The following is a 26,921-nucleotide window of genomic DNA, read 5'->3' on the forward strand; positions in this document are numbered from 1 at the left end:
TGGATTCTTTTTTCAATCCAGCGCACATTGCAGCGCTTCCTTGAAGCGGGCGCCCCAGTCTTCCTGGGCCGCCTCGGCGCGATACGCCAACGCCTCCAGCCGGATGTCGAAGCCGGCGTCATGTTCCGCCACCTCACAGGTCAGGCTCCACTGCGACTGCGCTCCCGCCAGGCCGGGCAGCTCAAGCTGGCGACAAGGGACTCCGGCGATGCGGCCGGTGAAACCTTCTTTCTTGAAGTAACCGAAAAAGGCGGCGGGATACAGCGCCTCTCTGGACAGGTCAGGGTGACGGGCGCCGAGGTCCTCCGCATCGAACAGATAATGACGACAGGCCTCGCGAACCGCATTGGACACCTCTTGCAACAAGGCGCCCCCCTGCTCCGACGCCATGATCACCCGCACAGGCAACAGGGTCATCAGCGGCGCGATGACCGTCTGTTGCGCCAGATTGTCGCGGCCGTGGAAGATCATGGAGACCAGTTGCTCCGCCTGCTGGTCGAGTCCACTCTTGAACAGGGCGAACACCGCCATAAAGTATTCTGGAACGCTGATCTTCAGTCTGGCGGTCAGCGCTTCAATGCGCGCCTTGCAGTCGGCGTCCACAGAGACCAGCCAGGCGCCGGTGCGCGGTTGAGCAGTGACCGCCGGCGAGGCCGGCGTCCAACCTTGCAGTTGCGCCAGCCAGTAATCCGCGTGCGTGCGTCGCTGAGCGGCGAAGGCCGGGCTGTAGAACAACTCGGAGTACGCGCTCAGATCGCCGCCGGCGTCGGACTGGGCGGCGTCCGCCGTCAGCTCATGCAGAACCTGGGTCAGTCCCGAGCCGTCAATGCAGGCATGAGAGAAGTCCAGCAACAAAACGCCGCCCTGAGCATCGGACACCCAGCGACCGCGCACGTTTACGCCATCTTCCAGAGAAAACGGCCGCACAAAGTCGCGCACGTCCTCTTCCAGACTCCCCAGGCTTTGCCGTTTTTCCAGACGAAACAGGAAGCGTTTGGCGGGACGCAGGAAAAGTTCGCCTTCCGCCAGCGTAAACTGCGCGCTGAGACTCTCATGGCGTGAAAACACCGTTTGCAGCAGATTGCGCAGTTGTTTCAGATCCGGCTCCGCATCAAACGCCAGCGCCACAAAACTGTTGTTGCTGAGATCGCCGGGATTCAGTTTCACCGCCTTGTAAATCGCTCTTTGCGCAGGCAACGCCCGGATGCCCTGGGTTGGTGACTGAGTTGATGCTGGCGGCTTAGTTGACGCTGACATGAGTGTCGCTGATTGCGCGTCCGCAGTCTGTTCCGCCTGAGAACGAACCAATTCGGCTTCAATCAACCTGGCCTGACTCTCCAGATCCAGATGCGCCACGATCGCGCCCAGAGACAGAGCGAGATGGAACTCCCGCTGAATGCCCGCCATCAGCGCCACCGCCAGCAGCGAATGTCCGCCGGCTTCGAAAAAGTGCGTTTGACGGCCAATGGCGTCGGTGTTGAGCAGAGAGCGCCACAACTGCGCCAGCCTGGCCTCCACGCCGTCCCTGGGCGCTTGCGCCTCAGAAGGAGCCACGGCGCTGAAAGACGGCGCCGGCAATGCTTTGCGATCCAGTTTGCCATTGCTGGTGACGGGCATGGTCGCCAGCCAGACAAAGTTGGAAGGAATCATGAACGCCGGCAGACGGTCTTGCAGATGTTCCCGCAGCGCGAGATTCAACGCGTCTGCCTGAGCGTCCACGTCTTCGCCGTTCGCCAGCGCCAGTGACGGCGCCGCCGTGACATAGGCGACCAGACGCGCGTCTCCCGGCGCATCTTCGCGCACCAGCGCAACGCATTCCCTGACGCTGGCGTGGGACGCAATCGCCGCCTCCACCTCGCCCAGCTCAATGCGAAAACCGCGCAGCTTGACCTGAAAGTCATTGCGTCCCAGGTACTCAATGTCGCCATTCGGTAGAAAACGCGCCAGATCGCCCGTGCGATACATGGCCCGCCCCCCGTCAGCGCAGAATGGATCGGCGACGAATTTTTCGGCGGTCAGCTCGGGTTGATTCAGATAGCCCCGCGCCACGCCCACGCCAGCGATATACAGCTCGCCAACGACTCCGACCGGACAGGGCTGGCGGTGCGGATCAAGGATATAAAGGCGGATGTTGTCGATCGGGCGACCGATGGGAACCGTCGCGCCGACCTCATTGCCCACGCAATCCCACACCGTCACGTCAATGGCGGCCTCGGTCGGTCCATACAGGTTGTACAGTTCAACGCCGGGGAATCGCTCCCGAAACCGGCGCACGCTCTGAGCGGGCAAGGCTTCGCCGCTGCAAAATACATGGCGCAGGCTGTCGCTGACGCCGGCCGCCGCCTGATCCAGGAACGGCGACAGCATGGACGGCACGAAATGCAGGGTGGTGACGCGACGGGCGCGGATGAGGTCGCTCAAGTACACCGGGTCCTTGTGCCCCTCCGGCTTCGCCACCACCAGGCGCGCGCCGTACATCAACGGCCAGAAGAATTCCCACACGGAGACATCGAAGCTGAACGGCGTTTTTTGCAGCACCGCGTCCTCCGCCGTCAAAGCGTGGGCCTTCTGCATCCAGGTCAAACGGTTCACCACACCGCGATGTTCGTTCATCACGCCTTTCGGGCGTCCGGTGGACCCGGATGTGTAGATGACATACGCCAGATGAGAGGCGTTCACCGCCGTTTCTTCCCGGCTCAGATCGACGCTGCGCTTGTGCTCCCAGGCCGCTGTGGCGTTGAGATCAATCAGGCGCGCCTCGCGCTCTACGGCATAGGCCGCCAGCAGCGCATTAACGTCCGCGGGTACTTGAGCGTGAGTCAGCACCGCTTTCGGAGCGGCGTCGCGCAACATGTAGTCGAGACGGTCGCCGGGATAATGCGGGTCCAGCGGCGCATAGGCGGCGCCGGCTTTCAACACCGCCAGCAAGGCCACCACCATTTCCAGACTGCGCTCCACGCAGACGCCGACGATGGCGTCCGGCCCGACGCCCACGTCTTCCTTCAGATAGCGCGCCAGTTGATTGGCGCGGCGGTTCAACTGCGCATAGGTCAGCGTTTCCTCGCCGAATTCCACTGCCACCGCGTCCGGCGTGCGCGCAGCCTGCGCTTCGATCAACCAATGCAGGCAGGCCTCGCCAGGAAAGTCCGCCTGGGTCTGATTCCAGCGTCGCACCACCAGATCACGTTCCTGCTCAGGCATGGCGCTCAGACGGCCAAGTCGGGTTTCCGGCGCCGCTTCCAGGGCGCCGACGATTTCCCGCAGCGCCGTCTCAAAAAAGTCGCACACCCGCTCTGGATCATGTCCCTGCGTCACCTGTGCGTTGACCACAAAATCATCGCCAAAATCGTCCACATTCACCGACACCGGATAGGTGGTGCGCTCCATCACGCCGGAGTAGCTGACGCCCTCTACGGCGGAGGGATTGAGGGCCTGAAACGGGTCCGCCGACGGAACGTTGCGCACGTCACTGTGACGGTAGTTCAACATGGTCGTGAACAATGGCGTCTCGCCCTGAACCTGCGCGGACTTTTGCGCCTGCGCCAGGGAGGCCTGTTCATGCTTCACCAATTGCATCAGCCTGTCCTGGGCGTTCCACAATCCTTCCAGCACCGGCAGCGCCCCCAGACGCAGACGAATCGGCAGCGTGTTGATGAACTGCCCCATGGCGCTCTCCGCTTCGTCGCCGGCGAACATGCGTCCCAGCAGCACCGTGCCGAACACCACGTCATCGCGCCCGCTCAGGCTGCCCACTACCTGGGCCCAGGCCAGATGAATGATCGCTGCGACGCTGACGCCATGCGCCCTGGCCTGCCGCCGTATCTGCGCGGATTGCGCCGGAGAAAGCGAGCGCCAGGCCTCCGTGACCGCATCTTCGCCGGTCAGATACTGTTCCAGGCCAAGAGGCGCAGGCCCCGGTTCATAGTCCAGCAGCATGGCGTCGAAGAAGGCTTTGCGCTCCGCAGTATTGATGTCGGAATACAGGCCGGATCGGGTCAGGGAGAACGACACCGCGGACGCCGGCGCCAGCGCTTTGCCCAGCAATTGCGCTTCTATCTCCTGCTGCATTTTTTCTACAGTGGCGTGGTCCACCGCCAGATGATGCAACAGGTGCAGCAACACCCATTGCCCGTTCTGGGCGTCATAGCAGTAGTAACAACGCTGCAAGGGCGCCCTGGCGATATCGAAGCGTTGCGCGGATGCAGCGCAGCGTCGCTTCAGGGCGGTCACGGCGTCTTCACCCTCCCTTTCCGCATGCACTTCCTCTACGGCCAACGGCGCTTCTCGCCAAACCACCTGCAACGGTTGCGTCAGCCCTTCATAGGCGATGCCGACGCGGAAAGCGTCGTGCCGGGCGATGGTATTGCGCAGCGCGTCCAGATAGCCATGCAACAGATCGGCGCTGGCGAACCGGGTCGCCTGCCATAACACATAGGGGTCCGCCGCGGGGTTAGCGAGAGCATGATAGAACATGCCCTGCTGCAGCGGCCCCAAAGGACAGACGTCCTTGATGTTGGCGAGTCCGCCCGTGGTGGCGGCGATGGCGGTCTGTTCCTCCTGGCTCAGTTGCGACCACAACGTCGGCCGGGTTTCGTTCGCCTCTAAAGTCGCCGTCCCCTGCTGCGCGTCAAACCGCCGCAACTGCGTCGCCAGATCCGCCAGGACCGGGTGCTGATACAGGGTGTGCGCATCCACGATGAAGCCGCGACGACGCAGCGCCAGCATCATTTTCACGATAAGCAGAGAGTGGCCGCCCAGGTTGAAAAAGTGCGCATTGCGGCCGATGTCCTGAACCCCCAGCAGCTCGCTCCACACCTCCGCCAGCAGGCGCTCCAGCGCAGTCTCGGGCGGCGTGGCGTCGCCGTTGTTCGCCGCCCCGTGGGCGATGACCGGAAAGGCTTTACGGTCGACCTTGCCGCTGGCGGATAACGGGAAACGCTCCATGATGACCACCGCCGCGGGCCTCATGTAGTCCGGCGCCTGCTCCTGCATATAACGGCGAATGCTTTCCTGAACGCCTTCTGAGGTCTGGCGTTGCTGCGCACGCTCCGAGACCAGGACGAAGGCCGCCAGACATTTGCTGTCCGCATCCTCTCCCTGCGCCGCCACGACCGCATCGCGCACCGCCGGATGCCGCATCAGCATGGCTTCGACTTCACCCAGTTCAACCCGATAGCCGCGTATTTTGACCTGAAAGTCGATGCGACCCAGAATGTCCAGCAGCCCGTCCGGCCGCCAGCGCGCCAGATCCCCCGTGCGATACAGGCGCCGCGGCCCGCCGCCGTCCACATCGATATCGACGAACCGGGCGGCGGTCTCCTGCGGACGCTGATGATAGCCATAGGCGAGTTGCAGCCCGCCGATGCACAGCTCACCCGGCGTTTCGTCGCGCAACGGACGGTTGTTCTCGTCCAGCACAAACAACTCAACCTGATCGATGGGCGCCCCCACTGAGGGCAGATCCGGCCATTGCCGGGGATGTCCGCTCAGGGTGTGCGCCGTCACCACATGGCTTTCCGACGGACCGTAGTGGTTATGCAGACGGCAGTTCGGTAAAGCGCTGAAGAATTGCCTGATGGCGGGGGTGATCACCAGCTGCTCGCCGGCGGTCACCACATCAAGCAGTCCGCCGGGATAGCGATCCTCCGCCACCGCCGCCAGCGCCAGGCTGTTCAGCGCCACATAAGGCAGGAATATCCGTTGCGCCTGCTGCGACTCAATCAGCGACAACAGCGCCAGCGGGTCCAGACGCAGCTCGTTCGCCATCAACACCAGCTCGCCGCCGCTGGCCAGCGTGGCGAAGATTTCCTGAAACGACACATCAAAACTCAACGGGGAAAACTGCAGGGTTTTCTTGCCTGCGTAGTCGCCCTGCTCGCGAATCTGCCAGACCAATAAATTCACCAGGGCTTTGTGGGGCATACACACGCCTTTGGGCGCGCCCGTGGAGCCGGAGGTATAGATAAGGTACGCCAGATCCTCCGGCGTGCAGGCGCGGGACGGATTCTGCGACTCGTCGTCGTTTGCGTCGCCGGAAAAGTCATAGGCGTCCATATCCAGGAAGGCGAAGGTATCGGGCAGCGCGCGGATAATCTCGGCGCTGGAAATCACCACTGAGACATTGGAGTCGCGCAGAATATAAGCCTGACGCTCAAGCGGATAACTCATATCCACCGGCGCATAGGCGGCGCCGGCTTTGAGCGCGCCCAGCACGGCGACGATAGCGTCTATGCCGCGATCCAGACAGACGCCCACTACCGCCAGTTCGTCGCCATAACGCCGGCGCAATTCATGCGCCAGCCTGTTGGCGCGGCGGTTCAGCACGTCATAGGTCAGGGTTTCCGCGCCAAAGCTGAGAGCAATGGCGCTCGGCGTCAGCGCCGCCTGACGCTCGAACAGGTCGTGCACGCAATCGTCCGCGACGGCGTTTGCACCCGGGTCGGTTTGTTTGAGATGGCCAGAATTACTGTCTAACAACGATTTAGTAAACATAACTATCTTCTTTGAACTCAATAAGTTGACCGTTTTTCATGGTGATCAGGGCGTCCGCCTCGGAAAAATACTCATCATCATGGGTCACGACAAAAACGATGCGTCCCTGGGCTTTCAGCATAGGGACCCATTCCTTGTAAAACCGGGATTTGGAGCGCGGGTCCTGGTCCGCGGCCCACTCATCCAGCACCACCACCGGACTGGGGTCCGCCAGCAGCATGGCCAAAGAAAGGCGTTTGCGCTGTCCGGTGGACAGCTTGATGTTGTCGAAGGCGCCGTCGTCCAGCAGCGTGGACTTATCCGCCATGCCAAGCAGCGCGATGTTGCGGTTGATGGCGTCCCGCGCCGCGATCAGGGCGGGGTCGTATATCCGCTTGAACAGCCAGTTGTCGCTGAATATGGCGCGGGTGTGCTCCAGCAACTGGCTTTGCGACACCTCGACGCCGTCTATCCTGAGGGCGCCCTGGGCGGGGGCGTAGAGCCCCGCCAGAATCATCGCCAGGGTGCTCTTGCCGGAGCCGTTGCCTCCCGTCAGGAAGTAGGCCTTGCCGCTTGCCGCCGTCATGGAGACCGGCCCGACCCCGAAGCATTCGCTTTCCCCGCCCGGCGCGGGATAGTTGAAGCGAACGCCTTCAAGCTGGAGGGTTTTGACCGGTTGCAGGGTTTTGACCGATTGCAGAGTCGCGCCCGCCGCGCCGGACTCAACGCTCTGGATGGACTGACTGAACGCCACCATATTGCGCATCAGGCTGCGCAGCCGCACCAGTTCGGGCATCGCCGACATGACCGCGTTCAAAGGACCGATCAGGTACAGCAGGATGATCAGATACTCTTTCGACGCATCTCCGTCGAACCGGGGAATCAGCAACGGAAACAGCAAAGCCACAGCCACCAGCAACACCGTAAGCAGGGACTCGCCGATGAAGAACGCGCTCAGGAAGCCGCGGTCATACTGAATTCTCAGTCCCTTGAAGCGGTCTGACACCGCCTGGGCGTGACGATGGAAACTGCGTTTCACCGCCTCCCGGCGCAGCCCTTTGTAGCCCTTCTGCAGGTCTTCAACGGTGTCCATGAACTCGCTGCGGGTCTGCAACGCCTGCGGCATGATGCGGTTGGCGCGCTCGGACACGTAGTAGTACAGGCCGATCATGGGAACCGCGCAGGCCAGCAGAATGGACGTCGCCAGCGTGGATTTGAACGCCATCAGATAGGCGAACAGAAACACAATCGTCAGCAGGTTGGCGAAGAACGGCACGAAGGCGAGCACGCTTTTGGCCAGCTCCTGGGAATCTTCACCCACCACGGACTGAATTTTTCCAGGCGAGAGTCGCTCCACGCTTTTGTAATCCGACGCCAGCAGCTTACGGATGATCTCCATGCGCCAGCCCTGCACGAAAGCGTGGCCGAACCGCATGATCTGCAGTTCCGCGGCCTTGCGGGCGGAAATGTAGAAATAGATGCAGTTGAACAACAGCGCAGCGCTGTACGCCAGATTGGCCGCCGGGCTGTCAATCGCCTGGATGATGCACAGCACCAGGGCCGAGTTGAGCAGGCCGGAAATCACCGTCAGGCCGACCACTTTGGCGATCATCAGCGACGAAAAGGTTTTGCTGTTGAACTTGTCGCTGTGACGGGACGCCTGGAAAAAGAACAGGCTCAGAGCGTTGACGCAGACCACCAGTCCCGCCGCCGCAGCCAGCAGACTTGTTGGGCCCCACACCAGCAGGTTCGCCCATCCCAGTCCCAGGGTAAGGGGCGGCGCGATCATCAGCACCGACGCCAGCGCGACGTTCAGCACCAGCAGGCGTCCCAGGAATGCGCGCCAGCTCACCCTTTCCGCAGACTGCACGAAACTCTCCTGCACAATGGCTGCGTCCACCTGGAATCCCTTGGCTCCGCCATCCGCCGGGCCCGCGGAACGCGCTTGCAGACGCCTCAGTACAGGCAGCGTCAGCAGCGCGCACAACCAGAAAACCACGGCGGCGACGGTTGCGATCCAGTCTCCCGTATCCGCGGCGAAGCGCTCAGGCAGAGGCTGCGGCGACGCGCCGCGCAGGTGTTCGAAGACCGCCCGGCCCAGCTGAATCACTTGCGGACTGTTGCTGTTGCCCAGCAACGCAACGCCGACTCCGGTTTGCGGGTCGAACGCCACATAGGCGCCGGCGTTGGGGTTCTGTCCCGGATGACTCCAACTGGTGGTGGCCCCCGCCTCCACATCCCACCCATAGGCGTAGCCTGCGTCGCTGTCGCCGCCATAGGGACGTTTCGCCTGCTGCGACGCCCACTGCAAGACGTCCAAACGGGAGTCGCTTAGCTTTGGCGGCTGCAGCAGAAACTGCAGCCACCGCGCCATGTCCTCCGGCGTGCTGAGGATATATCCCGCCGGGGTGTTTTGCAGATAGCGCGGCGCCTCATACGGTCTGGCGACGGTGAAGCTGAGCTTGTAGCCCGATATGCGCGGCGCGGTGGCGGCGGGATCGCCTTCCACGAAGGTGTCCTTCATGCCCAGGGGCAGAAAGATTTTCTCCCGTAACAGGACCGCGAAGGATTTCCCCGTCGCCCGCTCCGCCGCCAGCCCCAGCAGGCTGTAGTTCAGCGTGGCGTACTCTTCCCTGGCGCCGACCGGGTAAGCCAGCGGCGTGTCCCGCAACAAGCCCGGCAATTGCTCCAGAGCGTTGGCGGCGTCGCTGGGGCGCAGCAGGTCCAGGGTATCCCCGGACAGACCGCTGCTATGGAACAGCAGATTATTCAGGCGAATGGCGGAATATCCCAACTCCGGGCGTTGATTCAGCTCCGGAATCCAGCGCGTGATCGCATCCTGCCGGCTCAGCGCGCCCTCCTGCTCCAGCACGGCGATCAACAGGCCGGTGAAGGCTTTCGAACAGGACGCCAGCTCGAATACGCCGGCCTCCTGCGCCCCCAGACGCAGCGTGTGCGCCTGACCATTGACGACCACGCTCAGTCCCCCAGTGGGAATCTGTGACGCGTCCCAGCGCCGGGTCAGCTCGCTGACCGTCTGCGCCAGGTCCGCCGCCGGCTTGACGCCCGCCATGTCGGCGAACGCGCGCCCCGTCAGCGCAAGCAGGAGGCTGATCAGAAGTACGCCAATGCGGATTAAGCCGACATTATTCATTGACTTCGCTCTCCTGACGCTGGGTCGCGCCCCGCAACTTGCGACGGGCCTGCAGCGCCCGTCGCTTGTCGCCAAGGTCCGCCTGCGCAGACGGCGCGGGATCGACCGGCGCAGACTCCGCCGGCGCCAGTTCCTTGCTCAACTCACGCAGGGAGGCGGCTTTAAACAGCAGGGCCACCGGAATCTCACGGGCCAGCCTTTGCTCCAGTCGTTTGGCGAACTGGATCAGGTCCAGTGAGGTCGCCCCCAGATTGAAGAAGCTGGCGTCAACATCCAGCCCGTCCGTGCCCAGGAAGCTTTCCAGCATGGCGCGCATCGCCGTCAGCAGCGTTTCCGCGTCCGCGCCCGCCAGAGATTCCGCCTCATCGGCGGCGTCCGGCGCGCCCTGAGAAGCGCTGGCGCTGAACAGCATCTGCTGAGTGCTCAATTGTTTCTCCAGCACCACGCCCACAGGCAGTTTGGAGACGGCGACAAAAGGCGTCTGCAGCTGACGCGCCAGGGTCGCCATCGCCAGCGCGATGCGCGTTCCTTCCTGGTTCGACAGTCCCTCCTCCCGCAGTTTGGCGGCGAAGCTTCGCTCCTCCGAAGGCGTCTCCATCGCAATGACGATCTTTCCGATGTGCCGGCCCTGGGCCATAAACTGAAACGCGTCGGCGATGTCTCTGGCGGCGTAGGCTTTGGTGGGCAAAGGTCTCAGCGCCTCCCGCTCCAGCAGCGCCACGACTTCGGCCCAGGCTTCTTTGTAAGCAGGATGCTCCGCCCCAGCCTGTACGGCGTGGAAACTGCCGCCCTCGGCAAACATCGACAGGCCCAGTTTCCAGTCCTGCAAAATGTCCCGCAGCCCCAGCTCCAGGAAGCGCCCCTGGGGCGCCAGCAAGGACAGGCTCTCCTCCAGCAACTCACCCGCCAGCGCGTTGAGAATTACCTGGAAAGGCCGCTCGCCCAGGCGCTCGCGGAAAACGTCGCCGAATTCACGGGTTCTGGAGTTCGCCGCGCCCTGGGCGCCCAGACTCACCAGCAGATTACGTTTCTCTTCCGTACCGGCGGTGACCCAGACTTCCGCCCCCAGATGCAGCGCGATCTGCATGGCCGCCATACCCACGCCGCCAGCGGCGGAATGGATCAGTATGCGTTCCCCCGGCCTCAGATTGGCGGTGTGCCGCAACGCGATCCAGGCGGTGGTGAACGCGACAGGGACGCCGGCGGCCTGCTGATATCCGAGCACAGGGGGGATAGGAGCCACCACCCGCTCCGGCATCAGGACATGCTCCGCCAGACAACTATGGCCCGCGCACATCACGCGGTCACCGACGCGAACCTTCGTCACCTCCGCACCAATCCGGGTGACGACCCCCGCCGCTTCCTGGCCGAAGGTCATGCTCGGGTCGGACGGCGCGGGTAAAACTCCCAGGGCGATCAAGACATCCTTGAAGTTAAGTCCCGCCGCCCTGACTTGAATCTCCACCTCCAGCGGGCCGGGCTCCCGGCGCGGTTCCTGGCGGGATTCGAAGGCGAAATTGCCATCGCGGGCGTCGCCATTGCGCAAGCGCATGACGGCGTGACGCGCCGAGTCATTACTGCGTAACGCCTCAGACGCATCCACCAGCAGCAGATCGTCGATCGCCACCAACAAGGCGTTCGCATCCGAATAGATTTTCACCTGTAGCAACTTGCCGGCGCCCAGATCGCTGACCTGCACCCGGCTCCTGACCTGGTCGCCCATGGGCGCATACTGTGTGAAGGCGCCGATGGACACTGGCGCATATTGCGCGTCTTCCTGTTCCGGAGAGGCGATCAGGGTGGCGGTGTCCAGCAATGCGACATGCAGACCCTCCGCCGCCGCTTCGCCCTGATAAGCCGCCGGCAGCTGCAATTGCACAGCGACGGCGTCGGGGGCGACGCGATCCACCGCGATCACATTGCGCCAGCGCGGTCCGAAGGCCAGCGCGCCTTTGGGGCTGACGCCGACACCATCGCGAACGCGAAACAGAGGCTCCCTCTCCCCAACTGACTCCTCGTCCCCGACTGTCTCCTTACCCCCGACTGGCTCTGGGCCCGCCTGTTGCGATGAGATCGCGCTGTCGCCAAGGCGGATTTTGCCGGTTGCGTGGCGGGTCCAGGACTCTGCGGAGAATGCGCCGACGCCGGAGAAAATCGTGAACGCGGCGTGGTCGTCGGAGAACGCCACCGCCACGTCTAACGCCACTCCGTCCTGCACCACCAGCGGCCTTTCAATGGCGACGCCGTGCAGGGAAAACCGTTGCGCCAGCGCTTGCTCGGCGATGGCGCGATAGGCCAGCGTCACCATGCCCATGGCCGGCATCACCGTCGTGGCGGCATCCATGCGGTGCTCGTCCAGCCACCAGTCCCGCCTGGCGTCCAGGGAGCGGCGCCAAAGCGAGGCATGCTCCGCTTCGGACCGCACAGGCTGTTTGAGGGCGTCATCCAGTTGCTGCGCCGAGCGCGTCGCCATGCCGGATTCCGCCCAGTCGTCCCAGGCGATGGCCAGGGCGCGGCCGCCCCGTCGACGCACCTGTTCGGCGTATGCCTCCAGGCAGGCGTTGGCGGAAACATAGGCGACCTGACCGACTTTTTCCTTCGGCAGTAAGTTGCCCAGACTGGAGAACAGCAACAGGGTCGGTTTCCCCAGCCGCTCCAGGTTGTCGCACAGGAAACGGGTTCCCGTGACTTTCGGCGCCAGGGTGGCGAGGGATTCCGCCTCCGAGCGCATCTGCATCATGGCGCCTTCGCCGCGACCGGCGGTATGGAACACATAGTCGACGCCAACGCCCTGCGCCGCGAGCTGGAACACCGGCGCGAACGCCTTGTTCAGCGCCGCTTCGTCGCCAAGATCCCCTTGCAGCAAAGTGACGCGGCCGCCTTTGGATTCAAGGCTCAGCACCCATTGCAGAAACTCAGCGTTGGCGCTCTGACCGGCGATCTCCGCCGCCCAGTCCCGTCGCGGCGGTAAAGACTTGCGCACCAGCAACAGCAGATGACAGTGGTAGACCTCCGCCAGATGCTCCGCAATCGCCGCGCCCATGCCGCCATTGGCGCCGGTGATGAGCACCCAGCTGTTGCGGCTGATATCCGGAAGCGCGCGCGCCAGAGGTTGCGCCTGTATCCGTGCGCTTACACGCCGACGCCAGAACGCATCGCGTCGCAGGCAATACAACTGGCCGCCGCGCCAGCCGCGCTCCAGCCAGGGTTTGAGAGCCTGGGCGACGCTTTCTCCATCAGGGCCGTCCGCCTGCTCGCTCGTCAGGTCTATGCACAGGGCTGACAGATCCGTGTATTCTTCCGGCGCAATCAGCAATGGGCCCAGCAACTGGCTTTTTTCCGCGTTCAGGGTTTCCGTTCCCTCCCAGGCCGCCATGCCGACGGCGGGAAATATCAGTCTTAATTTTGGCGAGGACGGCTGCGCCGCGCTCCACCTGGCCAGCGCCACCGGCAGCCAGAACGCCCAGAATTGCGCCTGTGTGGCGTCCAGGTCATCCAGCAATCCGGTGACAATCACGTCCATCGCCGCAGACGCCCGCACCCCCTGCTGCGTCAGCCAGTCCTGCAGCTCAGCATGGACCTTGCTGAAATCGCCCCGCCACTCGCCGCACTCGATCACTCCACAGCGCTGGTTGCGGGTTTCCAGCGCCTGCGCTAGATCCCGTTCTCGTTGCGTCAATTGACGACAGATAATCCAGATATCCGGGGTTTCATCCATCGGCAAACGTTCGGGCGGTTGCGCGCCAATGCTTTCCCATTCCTGACCATAAAAATGCGAGCCAAAGAACAGCGAAGCGACCCTGTTTGAATCCTGTGCGGAAGATGCAGGTAATGAACGCGCCTTTAATGAACGCGCCTTCGTCAGTGGCGCACAAACGCGACGCTCAAAGGCGTGACCAGGCAGATGACTGCGCAGGCTCTCTTGATCCCGCGCCGGCCGTAGGTACAGCCGCGACCAGGCGATGCGCGCGCCCTGGGTCCAGGCTTTGGCGATGAACTGGCGTAACGCCGTCGCCTCTTGCCCCACCCCGGCGGAGCCCAGACTTGGCGTCAATCTCGACGCCTGCAGGCGCAGCCATTTGCGCGCATGCTGCAGCAAATCCACGCCGGTTCCGATTTGCGTATAGAGCGCATCAGGATGCGCCGCATTCACTTCCGCCAGCGCCGCGCCCCACTGCACCGGCGACAGCATTTGCCGCACCCAGTATTGCGGATCGCACATATCGCGCTCGTCGAGCTTGCGGCCCGTGGCGGTCGAGAAAATGGCGCATTGCGCCGGTTGCAGCGCGCAGGATTGCAGCATTTCGCCGAACGCCCGCGCCGCCGATTCGATCAACGGCGTATGGAAGGCGTGGGACACCGCCACGCGCTTGAACGTCAGTCCCTGGCGCGTCAGCCAGGCTTCCGCCGCCGCAGCGCCCTCCTCCGAGGTCGCCAGGGTCCAGGTTCCCGGACTCAGTTCCGCAACCCGCCACAGCTCAGCCGGCAATGGGTCGTCAAAGCCTTGCTTGCAGCTCACGGCGAACACCGCGCCTTTGGGCGTGGCGTCCATCAGTCTGGCGCGGGCGACCACCAGCGTCATGCCCTCTTCCGGGGTGAAAACGCCTGCGACCGCCGCTGCGGCGAATTCCCCCAGACTGAAGCCGCACAGCGCCGCCGGTTGGCAGCCTATCTCGCGCAGCCAGACGCCCAGGGCGGTTTGCAGCGCATAGATCAGCGGTTGCAGATACAGCGTCGACAAGGATTCCGGCTGTTTGAGGCGCTCGATCAGGGCGTCCCGCTCAGCGCCGGGCTGCGCGCCAAGTTCTGTGATCAGTAATTGCGCCGCCTGCTCCAGCAGACGAAAATAACGTTCGCCGAATTCGGGAAATTCCGCCGCCAGACGCAGTCCCATTTGCGGGGATTGCGATCCCTGCCCCGGGAACAGCCAGACTTGGTCGTCTCTGGGCTTCTCGGCGCCGTCCGTCCATTCCCATGCGTCCAGCTGCTGCTTCCAGTCCGCGCCGTCGGCGGCGACAAAGGCCGCGCGACAGGAATACTCGCTGCGGTTGTCCTGCAACTGCCGGGCGATTAGCGACAGATCCGCGCCGCCCTCTGCAAGCTCCAGGTCCAGATGCAAGGCGTAGGTTTGCGCCAACCGGGCCAGCGCCGCCGGCGAGGATGCCGACAGCGGCAGAATATGCCCCTGCGCCGCCGTCTGTGTCTCAGCGGTCTTCACGGCGCTCTCCACGGATCTGGCTGCGTCCAGATCGTCGATGCGCGGCGGTTGCTCCAGCAGTACATGCACGTTGGTGCCGCCGATGCCGAATGAGCTGACTCCCGCACGGCGAATGGGTTGCCCGGCAGGCCAGTCCGTCGCCTGGGTCGGCGCCCAGAAAGGGGTTTTATCCAGTTCCAGGTGGGGATTGGGCTGGTTGAAATGCAGCGTGGGAGGAGTCTTGCCATAGCGAACGCTCAGGGCGGCCTTAATCAGACCCGCAACGCCCGCCGCCGCATCAAGATGCCCCATGTTGGATTTGACGCTGCCGATGGCGCAACGAAACTGCGCCAGTTGCTCCGGCGGCGTCAACGCCTGCGCGGCTTTGTTCAACGCCTGAATTTCTATCGGATCGCCAAGCACCGTGGCGGTGCCGTGGGCTTCGATCATGCCCAGACTGGAGAACGGAATATCCGCCAGTTGGTACACCTGGGAAATGACATCCGCCTGCCCCTGCACGCTGGGGGCTTCAAAGCTCACCTTGCGATCGCCGTCGTTGTTCATGCCGGACTCCAGGATCACCGCATGAATCGGATCGCCGTCCGCCAGAGCGTCTTCCAGAAGCTTCAGCAGCACCACGCCCACGCCATTGCCGTTGACCGTGCCCTGGCCCTGATCCGAGAAAGTCTTACAGTGACCGTCCGGCGACAGGATCATGCCGTTCTGGTACAGGTAGCCGCCCGTCACCGGATCGGTGATGCAGGCGCCGCCGGCCAGGGCCATGTCGCACTCTCCGGCCAGCAGGGACTTGCAGGCCAGGTGCACGGCGGACAGCGAGGTCGAACAGGCGGTCTGCACATGCACCGCCGGTCCCTGCAGTTTCATCCGATAGGCGATCTGCGTGGCGAAAGCAGCGGGATCGTTGTAGTTGCCGACGTCGAACATTTCCGCAATGTCCTGACTGGCGCCCGCGAACTGCTCCAGCCGCTCCATGTTCAGCGTCGAACCGATGAACACGCCGGCGTTGAGAGAGGACGCGCCTGGATTCAGCCCGGCGTCGAGAAAGGCGTTGTAGCTGACTTCGTGAAGCACCCGCAATTGCGGGTCCATTTTCTGGGCTTCCCGCTGTGAATAGCCGAAGAACTCATAGTCAAAGCACTCCGCATCCTCAAGCGCGGCTTTGGCCGGCACGTAGTTGGGCAGGTCGATGAGATCGGATGGCGCGCCGGCGGCCAACAGCTCGTCCCTGGAAAAAAACGACACCAGCTCGCGCCCCGCCAGGAGATTGCGCCAGAACGCGCGCCAGTCGGGGCTTTGGGGAAATCGGCAGGAAATACCAATTATGGCGACTTCGTTACCGCTAAATTCTCGCTTCATGATACTGAACTTCCTTTTACTTTACGCCGTCTGTCGGCCAGCCGGTTCTTGCCGGAACGGGCGGACGACAGGATATGTGCCTGAGTGGACGCAGCGCCGGCGTCAGCCGGGTCCGTCTGCGCGCCGGTGTGCTCTGCGGACGCTTCGCTGCGCCTGATCCAGGCAGCGAAGGAGGCGATGGTCGGATGCTCAAAAATAACCGCCACGCCAATGTCCCGGGCGAATCGTTGCTGCAGCTGCGACTGCAGGGTAATAATTTTGATGGAGTCGCCGCCGGCGTCGAAAAAGTTGATGTCCGACGCCACTGCCGGGGTCTCCAGAATGTCGCGCCAGATCGCCTGCACCTGCGCTTCCACCGGGTCCGTCAGCGGCGCCTGCGCAGCCGCCGTCAGGGCGTCTTGCTGAGCCTGTCGGGCGGCGATGTCGAGTAGTCGCCGACGATCGATCTTGCCGGTGAGCGTACGCGCAAAACCGTTCACCGCCAGAATTCGCGACGGGGTCCACGACTCCGGCAGATGCCGGCGAATGTGCTCGCGAACCCGGGGCTCCAGTTGCGCCGCTGGCGCAGCGCTGTCGACGAACAGCCGCCATTGCCGCTTGCCGCCTGCTTCGCTGACCGGCAGCAGACAACTGGCCCGCACCTCCGCCATGGTTTCCACCATCCGTTCCAGCTCGCGGGGCTCGATGCGCACGCCGTTAATTTTCACCTGATCGTCGATGCGTCCCAGGTAGTTGAATCCGCTCGCCGGAGAAAAGGTCACTGCGTCTCCGGTGCGATAGAACGTCTGATCCTGGTAGCGGACGAAGGCTCTGGCGGTCTCGACCGGGTTTGTGGCGTAGCCCCGGGCCACCGCACGCCCCGCCACCCACAGCTCGCCGCGTACGCCGGGAGGCAGCGGCTTGTCGAAGATATCCGCGCAATAGGCGACGACGTTCTGAATAGGCCAGCCAATGGCGATCTCCGCATCCAGCGATTGTCTGGCGCTCAGGCAGTCCACGGTCGTCTCGCTGGGGCCATAATGGTTGCTCACCGCATATCCCTGAGCCAGCAGTTGGTCCCGCAAGCGCAACGGCAGCTCTTCCCCGCCGAAGATCCACAACCGCATGGCGGGCAGCCTGGGGGCGTCTTCCAGCAACGGCGCAATGGCGCCGGGGATGAAATTGACCAAAGTCGCCTCTGTCTCCTGCATCGTGCGGATAAACGCCGTGCGTTCCTGTAAAACCCGCGGCGCGGGGTATATCAACGTAGCACCCACGCAGAGGCTGCCGAACAGGTCTTCCACGCTGGGATCGAAATTCAGGTCCGTCAGTCCCAGCACCCGGTCCGCCTGGGTGAGCCCGGTTTCGCCAATGAACCAGTCCAACAGGTTCGCGACGGATTCATTGCGAATGGAGATGCCTTTGGGCGCGCCGGTGGTGCCGGAGGTGAAAATGAAATAAAACTCGTCTTCGGGACGCCGTTGGGACCACAACGCTGGAAGTGGGGATGGGACATCGCTGTCCGTTTGCGTCGCCAGCGGCGCCTCTATCTCAACTCTTTCCACTATTTCCAATAGAAGACGACCACTATCCGCGCCTAATTCGGCGATCAACGCGGCGTCGCACAGCACAATGCCGCAGCCCGCCAGTTCCAGTAACGTCTGCTTGCGCGACGTTGGATCTTTCGGGTTGAGATAAAAGTAGCTGCCGCCGCTGAACAGGATCGCCAGAATCGCCACGGTCGATCCTTCGCCTTTCGGCGCATGCACGCCCACCCGGTCGCCAGCCACAAATCCTGCGCGCGCTAATTGCGCCTGCACGGCGGCGATGCGTTGCGCCAGTTCGCCGTGGCTGATGGGCCGGTCGCCGTCGATCAGGCCGATATTTTGCGGCGCCTCGATCAGGCGCTGACGTATGCCCTGCAATACGGCGTTGATGTCCGCCGTCGCAGTGGTCGCTCCCGCCACCAGATGGCTCGCCTGCGCCTGATCCGGGACCAGCTGTAACAGGCAGTCCGCAATCGGCGCGTGATCCGCCATTGCGACCAGATCCGCCGCCAGACTGTCAAAGGCGTGAAACGCCGCCGTCACTGCAGCGGGATCGCCGTTAAAGGTCTCGCCCGCGCTTAACTCGACTTTCCAGGCGTCCGCGCCGGAAACCGTAAGGGTCAGGCCGAAATGGGTGGTTTCCTCGGTATGCAGATCGGTCAGGCAGGTTGCGTAGGACGCGTCCTGCAAACTGGGGTCGATAGGATAGTTGTCGAACACGACCAGCGAGTCATACAGCTCTTCTCTCTGTCCCGCTATTTCCCGAATCAGTAGCGGCGGCGTTTTTTCGTGGGCCTGAGTGCGCTGCAAGGTCTGAAACATCGCGCGCAGCGCCGCTTCCAGGGTCCAGGCGCCGTCCAGGATCAGCAACAGCGGCGTCGTGTTGGTGAACAGTCCCAACGGTTGCTGCTCGGCGTTTTGCGCCAGCGCCGCCTCGCGCCCGGAAAAGGCGCAGCCGAACGCCACGGTTTTCTGAAAGGTAAGCTTGCTTAAGGTCAGCGCCCAACACAGATACACAAAACTCGCCGGCGTCACGCCAGCGCGACGGCACAGCGCTTCGATCTCCGCCTTACGGGCCTGCGGCCACAGACGCCCGGCTTTTGCGGTGTTCTCTGCGAGCGGCGAGTCGTCACGGTTTGATTTCGATGTCGCGCGACGGAACAGGGGCTCATCCAGTAATTTAGTCGTGACCGCCACATCCCTGTCGTCAACGCCCTGCAACGCATCGCGCCAATACTCCCGACTGCGTCGCAGCGCTTCCGGGTCCAGCCCTTTCCAAAGCTGTTGCGAATACAACCGCGACGCCAGCGGCGGGATAGCCTGGCCGCGCAGGCCCTGCACCCACAGGGAGACCAGTAACGAGCTGCTCCAGCCATCCATCAGTATGTGATGAAAACAGAAAGCAATGCTCAGCGTCCCCGCTGCAACGTCATGCAGGCAGGCGATGCGGAACACTTCGGCGTCCAGCTCGAAGGGCCGCGCCTTGGACTGGGCCAGCCAGTCGAGACAGCGGGCTTTGTGGGCTGACGCAACCAAAGGCGCATAGTCCAAAGCAATGCGGGGCGACGCATACACCGCCTGATGCGGCGCGCGCAGGCCACGCCACAGGAAAACGGATCGCAGGGCCGGCTGCGACGCCTGGATTCGCCGCCACAGATCGCCAATCTCCGCCTCGCTCGCCGGCGTGCGCAGAGTAAAGGACACGCCAATGTGATAGGCGCTGTTGCCGTCCTTCAACGCATGAAACAGCAAACCGCTGGCTTGCGGAGTCGCCTGCAGCAACTCCTCAATGTAGTTTGACGACTTCATGCGCAGCGCTCCGCCGCGTCGTAAAGGTGTTGCAGCCTGCGCTTGTCGATGGCCAGAGAGACGGCGCCGGCGTCTTCAATGATGTTCAGCCACTGCTGGGTGCGGGCGTGAATGAAGGCAGCCTGTTCGCCCTGTTTATGGTTCGCGTCAGCCAGCGTCTCCTTTACCTCGGTTCTGATGCGGCGAAGCTGTTGCAGGGCGCCGGGATCATCCAGAACCGGCAGTTTCGCGCTGTACAGGTGATAACAGCAGCGCTGCAGAAACTGCTCGCGGCGATTCTGCGGCGCGCTCATCGTCTGTGCGAAGGCGAACAGGTCCTGAGGCTCGCAAACCGATTGCATAGGCAGGTTCGCGCGCTGGGTCAGATAACTCAGGACGGATTTGGGGGAAATTTCCAGATAACGGGTGACGCCGTTTTGCGCCACATACTGCAAACTCCGCAACCACTGCACCGGCGACGTCAGGTGTTGCAGGATGGAGGCTTTTATGTTCGCCGCCGGCGTTTCCGCGCCGCTCACATTGCAGACCAGACGGGACAGCTGCTCGACCGGTTGTGCGGTGGGCAGGAAGTCAAGCTGGCGCTCCAGTTGCGCGCGCGCCTCCGCCATCAGCGGAGAGTGGAAAGGTCCGCCGATCTTAAGGGGATACAGCAGACCGCCCATGGCCTCCATCCGGGGCGCAAAACGTCTAATCTCCGCCATTTCTCCAGAGACCGTCGCCTGATCGAAGGCGTCTATGGCGGAGATGTAGATATTCACCCCATCCTCTGCTCTCGCCTTCTCCACTTCCTGCGCGACGGTCGCGGCCGGGGCGTGCAGCACCCAGCACATTTCGCCTTGCTCGAACTGACGCGCACAGGCCTCGACGATCTCCGAACGCAGATTGACCACCTGCGTGAGCGTAGCCAGATCCAGATAGCCGGCGGCGCACATAGCGGGATATTGCCCCAGGCTGTGTCCCATCACAAAATCGGGAACCAGCCCGCAGTGCTTGCGCAAAATGTCGGCGATGGCGACGGTGGTCGCCGTCAGCGCCAACTGGGCGACGCGCACCTGCTTTAGTGCGTCGCGGCGCTCGCCGTGAATCACCTCCTGCAGGTTGACCTGGGACAGCTCCGACACTTCCTGCAGGCGCTCCCGATACTCGGGATAAACCAGGAATTCGGCGAACATATCCGGCTGCTGGGCGCCCACTCCGGGAAAAAGAAAGACGGTTTTAGCTGAATCCATAGCGGTTCTCATACTGCGGCTCCGTTAATGATGAGATCCAGCTCCGTCTGTGAGAGCTGGCAAAAGGGAAAATCCGAGGGAAGCAGGACGGACGGCGCGCCAGAAATCGCGTCGCCCTCGCCCAGCAGTGCGTCGCGCCAGGCTGACAGTCCGGCGTTCAGTTGCGTCAGATACTGAATGGCGCGCGTCTCGCTGGCGCCAGGAACGCCTAGACGTAATTCCACGCTAACCGCGCCGGACTCGCGCTCGTCAAACACCAGCAGGTCGAAGTCGGCCACACTGCGTTCCTGCGGGTGGCGGAAGCCCCCGGACAACGAAGGCGTCAGCGTGAAGTGACGCCACTGCCCACTCAGCCCACCGCCGATATCGTTGATACAGAGCAAAGGCCTGACCCGCTGGGTCTGCGCGCCCAGATGACGTAGCCAGTTCTGGCGTCCGTCGCAACAACGGGACTTGATCTCTCGCAACTGCGCCGACGCGCCTTGCGCAAGCGGATCAAGGCTCACCTGATGGAAGCCGGTGAACCAGCCCACCGCATTGGCCAGCGCGCCGTCCCATTCGCGGGGGACGTTCGCTGCGGAGAAAACACGGCCGTGATGTTCAAACAGCGCCACAGGCTGCGCCCGCGTGGCGTCGTCTTCATCCAGCGCCGCAATCAGCGCGGCGGCGAGCAACTGGGTGCGCTCCGCCTTGAGCCGCCGCTCCATGTCCTGAATGTCCGCGCCCGACAGCGTCAGCGTCAACCTGACCGGCTCCGCCGTCGCCGCCGCATCCCCGCAGGGCGTCACCGGCGCTTCGCCGCCGTGATCGCGCAGCCATTTCCCCCACAGGAACGCGCCGGCCTCCACCTCTCCGCCGGCGATAGTCGCATCGCCCAGGGCCTGATCCAGTTCATCCAGTAAATAAATCCAGGAATGCACGTCGCAAATCAGGTGATGGCACACCCAGATCAGATAGTTCTGGTTCGACGCAGGATCGCAAACGATTTCGTGAACGCTGGGCTGATGTTGCAGGCTGACTGCGCTCTGCAACCGGCGCAGCCGCGCCATGAGCGTCTCCCCTGTCGCCAGTTTATGCACAGGCAACGAGGTTGAGGCGGACTCAAAGTGACACGCGCTAAGGTCGGCGTTGGTTCTCAGCGCAAAGATTTTATGGCGCGCCTGCACCGCCAGAACGGCGGCGTGAATGCGCTCCGGCGCCAGCGACGACGGCGCCGCCAGGGTCACCCCCTGTTGCAGGTGATCCGGATAGTGAAAGCCTTGCTCCCGCATCCAGCGCACACTGGGCAGATGGGTGATCCAGTTCGCATCGACGTCCCCAATGGCGATGGCCTCGCCGGCATGCTGCGTCTGACCGTTGGCGCAGGCTTTCTCCAGCACGGCGCCCAGGGCGGACATGGACAACAGCTCCCCTGCGCCGACGCGGACGCCCTGCTTCGCAAGCAGCGCCGCCAGGCGGATGGCTTTGATGGAGTCGCCCCCCAGCGCCAGGAACGACGCCTTCAGGTCCACGCCCTGGGGCCAGATCGGCGCGAAAAAGTCGTCATTCAACCACTCAGGCAGGGTATAGGTTTGTGCGGCGTCGGCGTCCTGAGCGCCAATGCTGCGCGAGGGCGTCAGCGTCGCCGCCAGGGCGTTGTGAGCCGCCGCCGTCAGCGCCTTCATATCCACTTTGCCGTTGGCGTTGACCGGCCAGGGCGCCACCGTGCAGTACAGGCCGGGGAGCCAGGCGTCGGGCAGTCTGTCCTGCAGGCGCGCCTGAAAATCCGGGGCGTCGTAAGGGATCGGCGCACTGCTGCACAGCGCCACCAGCTCGCGGTTCTCACCTGCCCCGTCCGACGCATGCGAGGCGTTGGCGGCCGCCAGCTTCAACGCTTTTATCTTGCCCTGGCGATCTTCCGCACCCAGCGCCGCCAACGCGCTTTCCACCGCTTTTTCGATTTCCGTGGGATGAATGCGGTAACCACGCACTTTGAATTCTTCGTCGATGCGCCCGAGACAGTGCAGCTCCCCCTGGGCGTCCAGCACGCCCAGGTCGCCGGAGCGATACCAGCGATGTCCGTCCCGACGACTGCGCACGAATTTGGCGTCAGTCTGCATGGAGTTGTTGAGGTAACCCTCCGCCAGCACCGGGCCGCCGATCCATAACTCGCCCTGAAACCCTTGCGGCATGGGTTCGCCTCTGGCGTCGCGCACCGACATCCGCGCAGCGCCAAGCGGCGCGCCAATGGGCGTGACGCCTGCGCTGTCTTCAGCGGCTACAGTGGAACTGTGGCTGGTATGAATGCAGCAGCCCACCGTCGCTTCCGTAGGACCGTATTCATTCACCACGCAGCTGCCGGCGGGGAAAACGCGCAACGCCTGTCGCACCAGCCCCTCGGACAGGTTTTCGCCGCCGACCACAAAGGTCAGCGGTTGGCGCCGCGGAACGCTGTGCTCGGTGAGCAAAGACAAATGGGAAGGCGTGCATTTCACCCCGGACAGGCGCTCATCCGCCAGCAGCGACCGCAGCAGCTCGGGGTTATCGCGAATATCCTGTTCATGAGGCTGCATAAACCCGCCGGACAGGACAGGAACCAAAATGCTGGTCTGGGTAAGGTCGAATCCAAAGGAGGTGAACAGCGGCGTATTGAACGGCCGTTCCCCGGCGTACGCCTCAGTGGCCGCCACGGCGTAATGCGCCAGCGCCACAGGAGAGATCGCCACGCCTTTAGGCTCTCCTGTCGAGCCTGAGGTGTACAGAATATAAGCCGGTTTATCCTGGGCTGCGGCCGTTAAGGCGTCCGGCGTCGGCGCCATTGTCGTGGACCAAACCGATGACTCTGACGCCTGGTGAGACGACCATTCCAGCGGAACGGACATGTCCAGCAGCGCCAAAGGCAGCTCCAGGCTTTCCGCCAGACTCTGATCAGGCTCTACGTACAGGCACAGAGACGCCCCGGAATTTCGCGCGATAGTTAACAGCCTGGCCGCGGGCGTCGTGGGACAAACAGGAACCACGGTGATGTTATCGATCAGACAGGCCAGATACGCCAGCACCGTCGCCGGCGTGCGGCGCCCAAGGATCATGACGGGTCGGTCGTCGTCGGCGCGTTGCTGACGAAGTTGTTCACGTAGCGCGCGCATCCAGTCCCAGCCCTGGCGGTAATAAATGGGATCACTTTCAGGACTGGCGCTGAACAGGATCTGGTTGGAGTAACGCTGAAAAGCATCTCTGATGCGCACGCTGATAGGCGTCATGGTTTCTTCAACGGACTGAGAAACTTCCGTCTCATAGGTTTTATGGGTTTTAGGCCGCGTTTCCGCGGCGGTCATCACGTCCGCAGCCGCTTCCATCGCGTAATCGACCACCGTCTGCAAAAAAGCGCGACATTGGGGCTCCGACCACTGGCGACGAAAATCCGCTTCCAGCTTGATGCTTCCATCTTCGAAGCGATCATGAATATGCACCGTGGCGAACAGCGCTTCCACCGCCTGCAAATGGTCGATTTCCACCTGGGCGCCAGAGACGGAAGGCTGAAACGCACCGGTCTGATAGGACACGCCGAACGCAGGAATGACCCGTTTCCAGTCTTGTGAGGCGAAGTCGCCCCAGCGCGCGCCGGGGGCGTATCGAGAGTGCGCCAGGGCTTTTTGCAGCCCCTTGCGCAGCACGCGATAGCAGTCCGCCACGGTCTCGCCCGCCGCGCGGGATACCGGGACCAGCACCGGCGCCACGGCCATGGCGATGGCGCGTTTTTCGTCCTCGCTCCAACGGTTCAGCATCGGCGCCTGCACCAGGACCGCGTCGCCGTCTTCCACCACCATCTGCGCATAGGCGACGGCGGCGAAAAACAAACGGAACACGGAACCGCCGCTGCTTCTGAACTGAACCAGCAACGCATTCTGCTCGGCGCGTAAAGACAAGCGCACGCGCCGGCTGCGCGCTTCCCCGCCCCGGTAGTCGCCAATAGGCTGGCGGCCGCTTTGCTGAGCGGCGGATTCGCCGAACAGGCTACGCCAGTATTGCGCGTCCCTGCTCCAGCGTGGAGACGCTTCGTACTCCTGCTCCCGCTCAGCCATGACGGAAAAAGCAGGGCTCCCGACCAGCCCACAGGCATCGCCTTCCAGCGCCGCCGCCAGACGCTCCATTAATAACGCCAGCGCGGCGCCGTCTGCAGCGGCGTGGTGGGCCTTCACAAACCAGCCGGATTGTTGGTCGCGATACTGGACGGCGAAGACGCGGATCGGCGTTCGCGACAGATCCTCTTCCAGCAGCAGCTGACGCTCGGCCCACTGGGAGAACGCCTGTTCCGGATCAGGATGCTGGCTGAAATCCACCTTTTGCACGTCCGCCCATGGAGCCTCATGACGCACGCCCCGCCACAGCGCGTCGGACGCATTGGCGACAAAGCCAATGTGGAAGACATCTTCGGCCTGAGTGACCGCCACAGCCGCCTGCGCCAAGCGCTCCAGCGCCAGATCGCCATGCAGGCGCGCCACGCCGCCCAGATAAAACCGGCGCCCGGACAAATGAAAGGCTTCCATCTTGAAAACGGTCTGTTGCGACCGGGACAACTCAAATGTCAGCGTATTCATCATTTACGCTACCGCCTCCGCGAAGAAGTGCTCACGCAGGGTCTCCGCAATCGCCTTGCGGTTGAGCTTGCCGGAGCTGGAGCGGGGCAATTTACCGGTTTGCCAGAACCGCGTCGGCAACATGTAAGCGGGCATCTGCGCAGCGAGAAACTGACGCATTTCCTGTGTCTCTAGCATGTCGCCGCTCGCCGCGATGGCGGCCATCAGCCATTGTTCGCCCTCTTCGTCCTCCACCACGCAGACCACGGCTTCGTTAATCGCCGGATGACTGAGCAGGTGATGCTCTATTTCGCCCAGTTCGATACGCAGCCCGCGCAATTTCACCTGGGTGTCCTTACGGCCCTGACAGAAAAACAGGTCGCCGTCTTCACGCCATCCCAGGTCGCCGGTCAGATAGATACGTTGTTGCAGCTCTGGGTGAAAAACAAAGGCTTTGTCCGTCAAGTCCTGACGGTTGTAGTAACCTTCAGCCAGACAAATTCCGCCAATGGCGATTTCTCCCTGCTCCATATCACCTTTCAGCGCTAATGTTTCAGGGTCGACAATGTATAACTCGCAACCGGTAAGCGCCTGTCCGATGGGCACGTTTTTGGGCGCAGGTGCGACGCAATCGTAGTAACTGACGTCGATAGCCGCTTCCGTCGGACCATACAGGTTGGTCAGCAGACAGCTAGAGCTGAACTGCGCCTGGAACTGGGCGACCAGACTGGCCTGTAACGATTCGCCGCTGACATACACGTTGCGCAGGGCGGTCTCCGCAGGCTGCAACTCTTGCAGCACCGGCTTGAGCAAACTGGGCACAAAGTGCGCCACGGTGATGTTTTCACTTTGCAGCGCCGCCACGATGCCTCGGGGAAATGACTCCAGACCTGGGCGCAGCAAGTAGTGGCTGGCGCCGTTCAACGCAGGCAGGAAAAGCTCCCACAGAGATACGTCAAAGGTCAGCGCGGTGCGTTGCAGAATGATGTCCGACGCTGTCATCGCACTGTGTTGTTGATGCCATTGCAGTCGGTTGATAAAGGCGCCGTGATTGACCAGCACCCCTTTCGGGGTTCCCGTGGTGCCGGAGGTAAAGATCAGATAAGCCGGGTCCGACGCCTGCAATCGCGGCGCGTTCCGCATCGCGTCTATTTCAGGTTTGGATACATAAATATCCTCCAGCCGCTCCGCCAGAATCAACGCCAGATCCGGTCCCGCCTGGGAAATCTGGCCAGCCTGGGCGGCGCTGCAAAACGCAACGCGACACTGCGCCGTCTGCAGCATGGAAGCCATGCGCGCAACGGGCGTTTTCGCATCCAGAGGGAAATACACGCCGCCTGCAAGCATCACGGCGTAGGCCGCCACCACAAACGCCGGACTTCGCTCCAGGCCAATGGCGACGCATTCACCCTGGCGCAGGTCACGCTCATCAATCAGATATTGAGCCAGTAGCAGCGCGCGCTCATGCAGTTCGCACCAGGATAGAGTCTCCCCCTTGCCCCAGCGTATCGCCGGGTTGGGGTTGTCTCGCGCCGTGTCCTCGAAAAAATCAGTAATAAGTCGACCAGTGTCCATAGAGCCGGAGTCCTTTGATTGCTGGCT

General features: G+C 62.9%; 7 protein-coding genes. All 7 read right to left on the reverse strand.

The genetic code is table 11. The annotated features are described in order from the left end of the window. Window positions 1–12: 12 nt before the first annotated feature. Genes HCH_RS15480 through HCH_RS15510 form a run of 7 tightly spaced genes read right to left on the reverse strand, consistent with a single transcriptional unit; the run spans window position 13 to window position 26,894 of the window. Complete coding sequence (locus tag HCH_RS15480; RefSeq protein ID WP_011397260.1) at window positions 13–6,492, reverse strand: non-ribosomal peptide synthetase; 6,480 nt, start codon at window positions 6,490–6,492, stop codon at window positions 13–15. Then, a complete protein-coding gene (locus HCH_RS15485; protein WP_011397261.1) occupies window positions 6,482–9,625 on the reverse strand; it encodes a serine hydrolase in 3,144 nt (1,047 codons plus the stop codon). Before HCH_RS15485 ends, HCH_RS15480 begins: the two co-directional genes overlap by 11 nt. Next, a complete protein-coding gene (locus tag HCH_RS15490; RefSeq protein ID WP_011397262.1) occupies window positions 9,618–16,199 on the reverse strand; it encodes a type I polyketide synthase in 6,582 nt (2,193 codons plus the stop codon). The genes HCH_RS15485 and HCH_RS15490 overlap by 8 nt, the downstream gene beginning before the upstream one ends. Further along, window positions 16,196–19,534 (reverse strand): AMP-binding protein, encoded by a 3,339-nt coding sequence (locus tag HCH_RS15495; protein WP_011397263.1) that lies wholly within the window; start codon window positions 19,532–19,534, stop codon window positions 16,196–16,198. Before HCH_RS15495 ends, HCH_RS15490 begins: the two co-directional genes overlap by 4 nt. Further along, complete coding sequence (locus HCH_RS15500; RefSeq protein WP_202945314.1) at window positions 19,531–20,763, reverse strand: ACP S-malonyltransferase; 1,233 nt, start codon at window positions 20,761–20,763, stop codon at window positions 19,531–19,533. The genes HCH_RS15495 and HCH_RS15500 overlap by 4 nt, the downstream gene beginning before the upstream one ends. 8 nt (window positions 20,764–20,771) lie before the next feature. Continuing rightward, the gene (locus HCH_RS15505) at window positions 20,772–25,343 is read right to left on the reverse strand and encodes an AMP-binding protein (protein ID WP_011397265.1); all 4,572 of its coding nucleotides are present in this window, start codon (window positions 25,341–25,343) and stop codon (window positions 20,772–20,774) included. Then, window positions 25,344–26,894 carry an amino acid adenylation domain-containing protein gene (locus HCH_RS15510; RefSeq protein ID WP_011397266.1) on the reverse strand — a complete coding sequence of 517 codons (1,551 nt, stop codon included), beginning with the start codon at window positions 26,892–26,894 and terminating at the stop codon, window positions 25,344–25,346. Window positions 26,895–26,921 lie beyond the last annotated feature (27 nt).

It is taken from the genome of Hahella chejuensis KCTC 2396 (genome assembly GCF_000012985.1).
Taxonomy (GTDB): domain Bacteria; phylum Pseudomonadota; class Gammaproteobacteria; order Pseudomonadales; family Oleiphilaceae; genus Hahella; species Hahella chejuensis.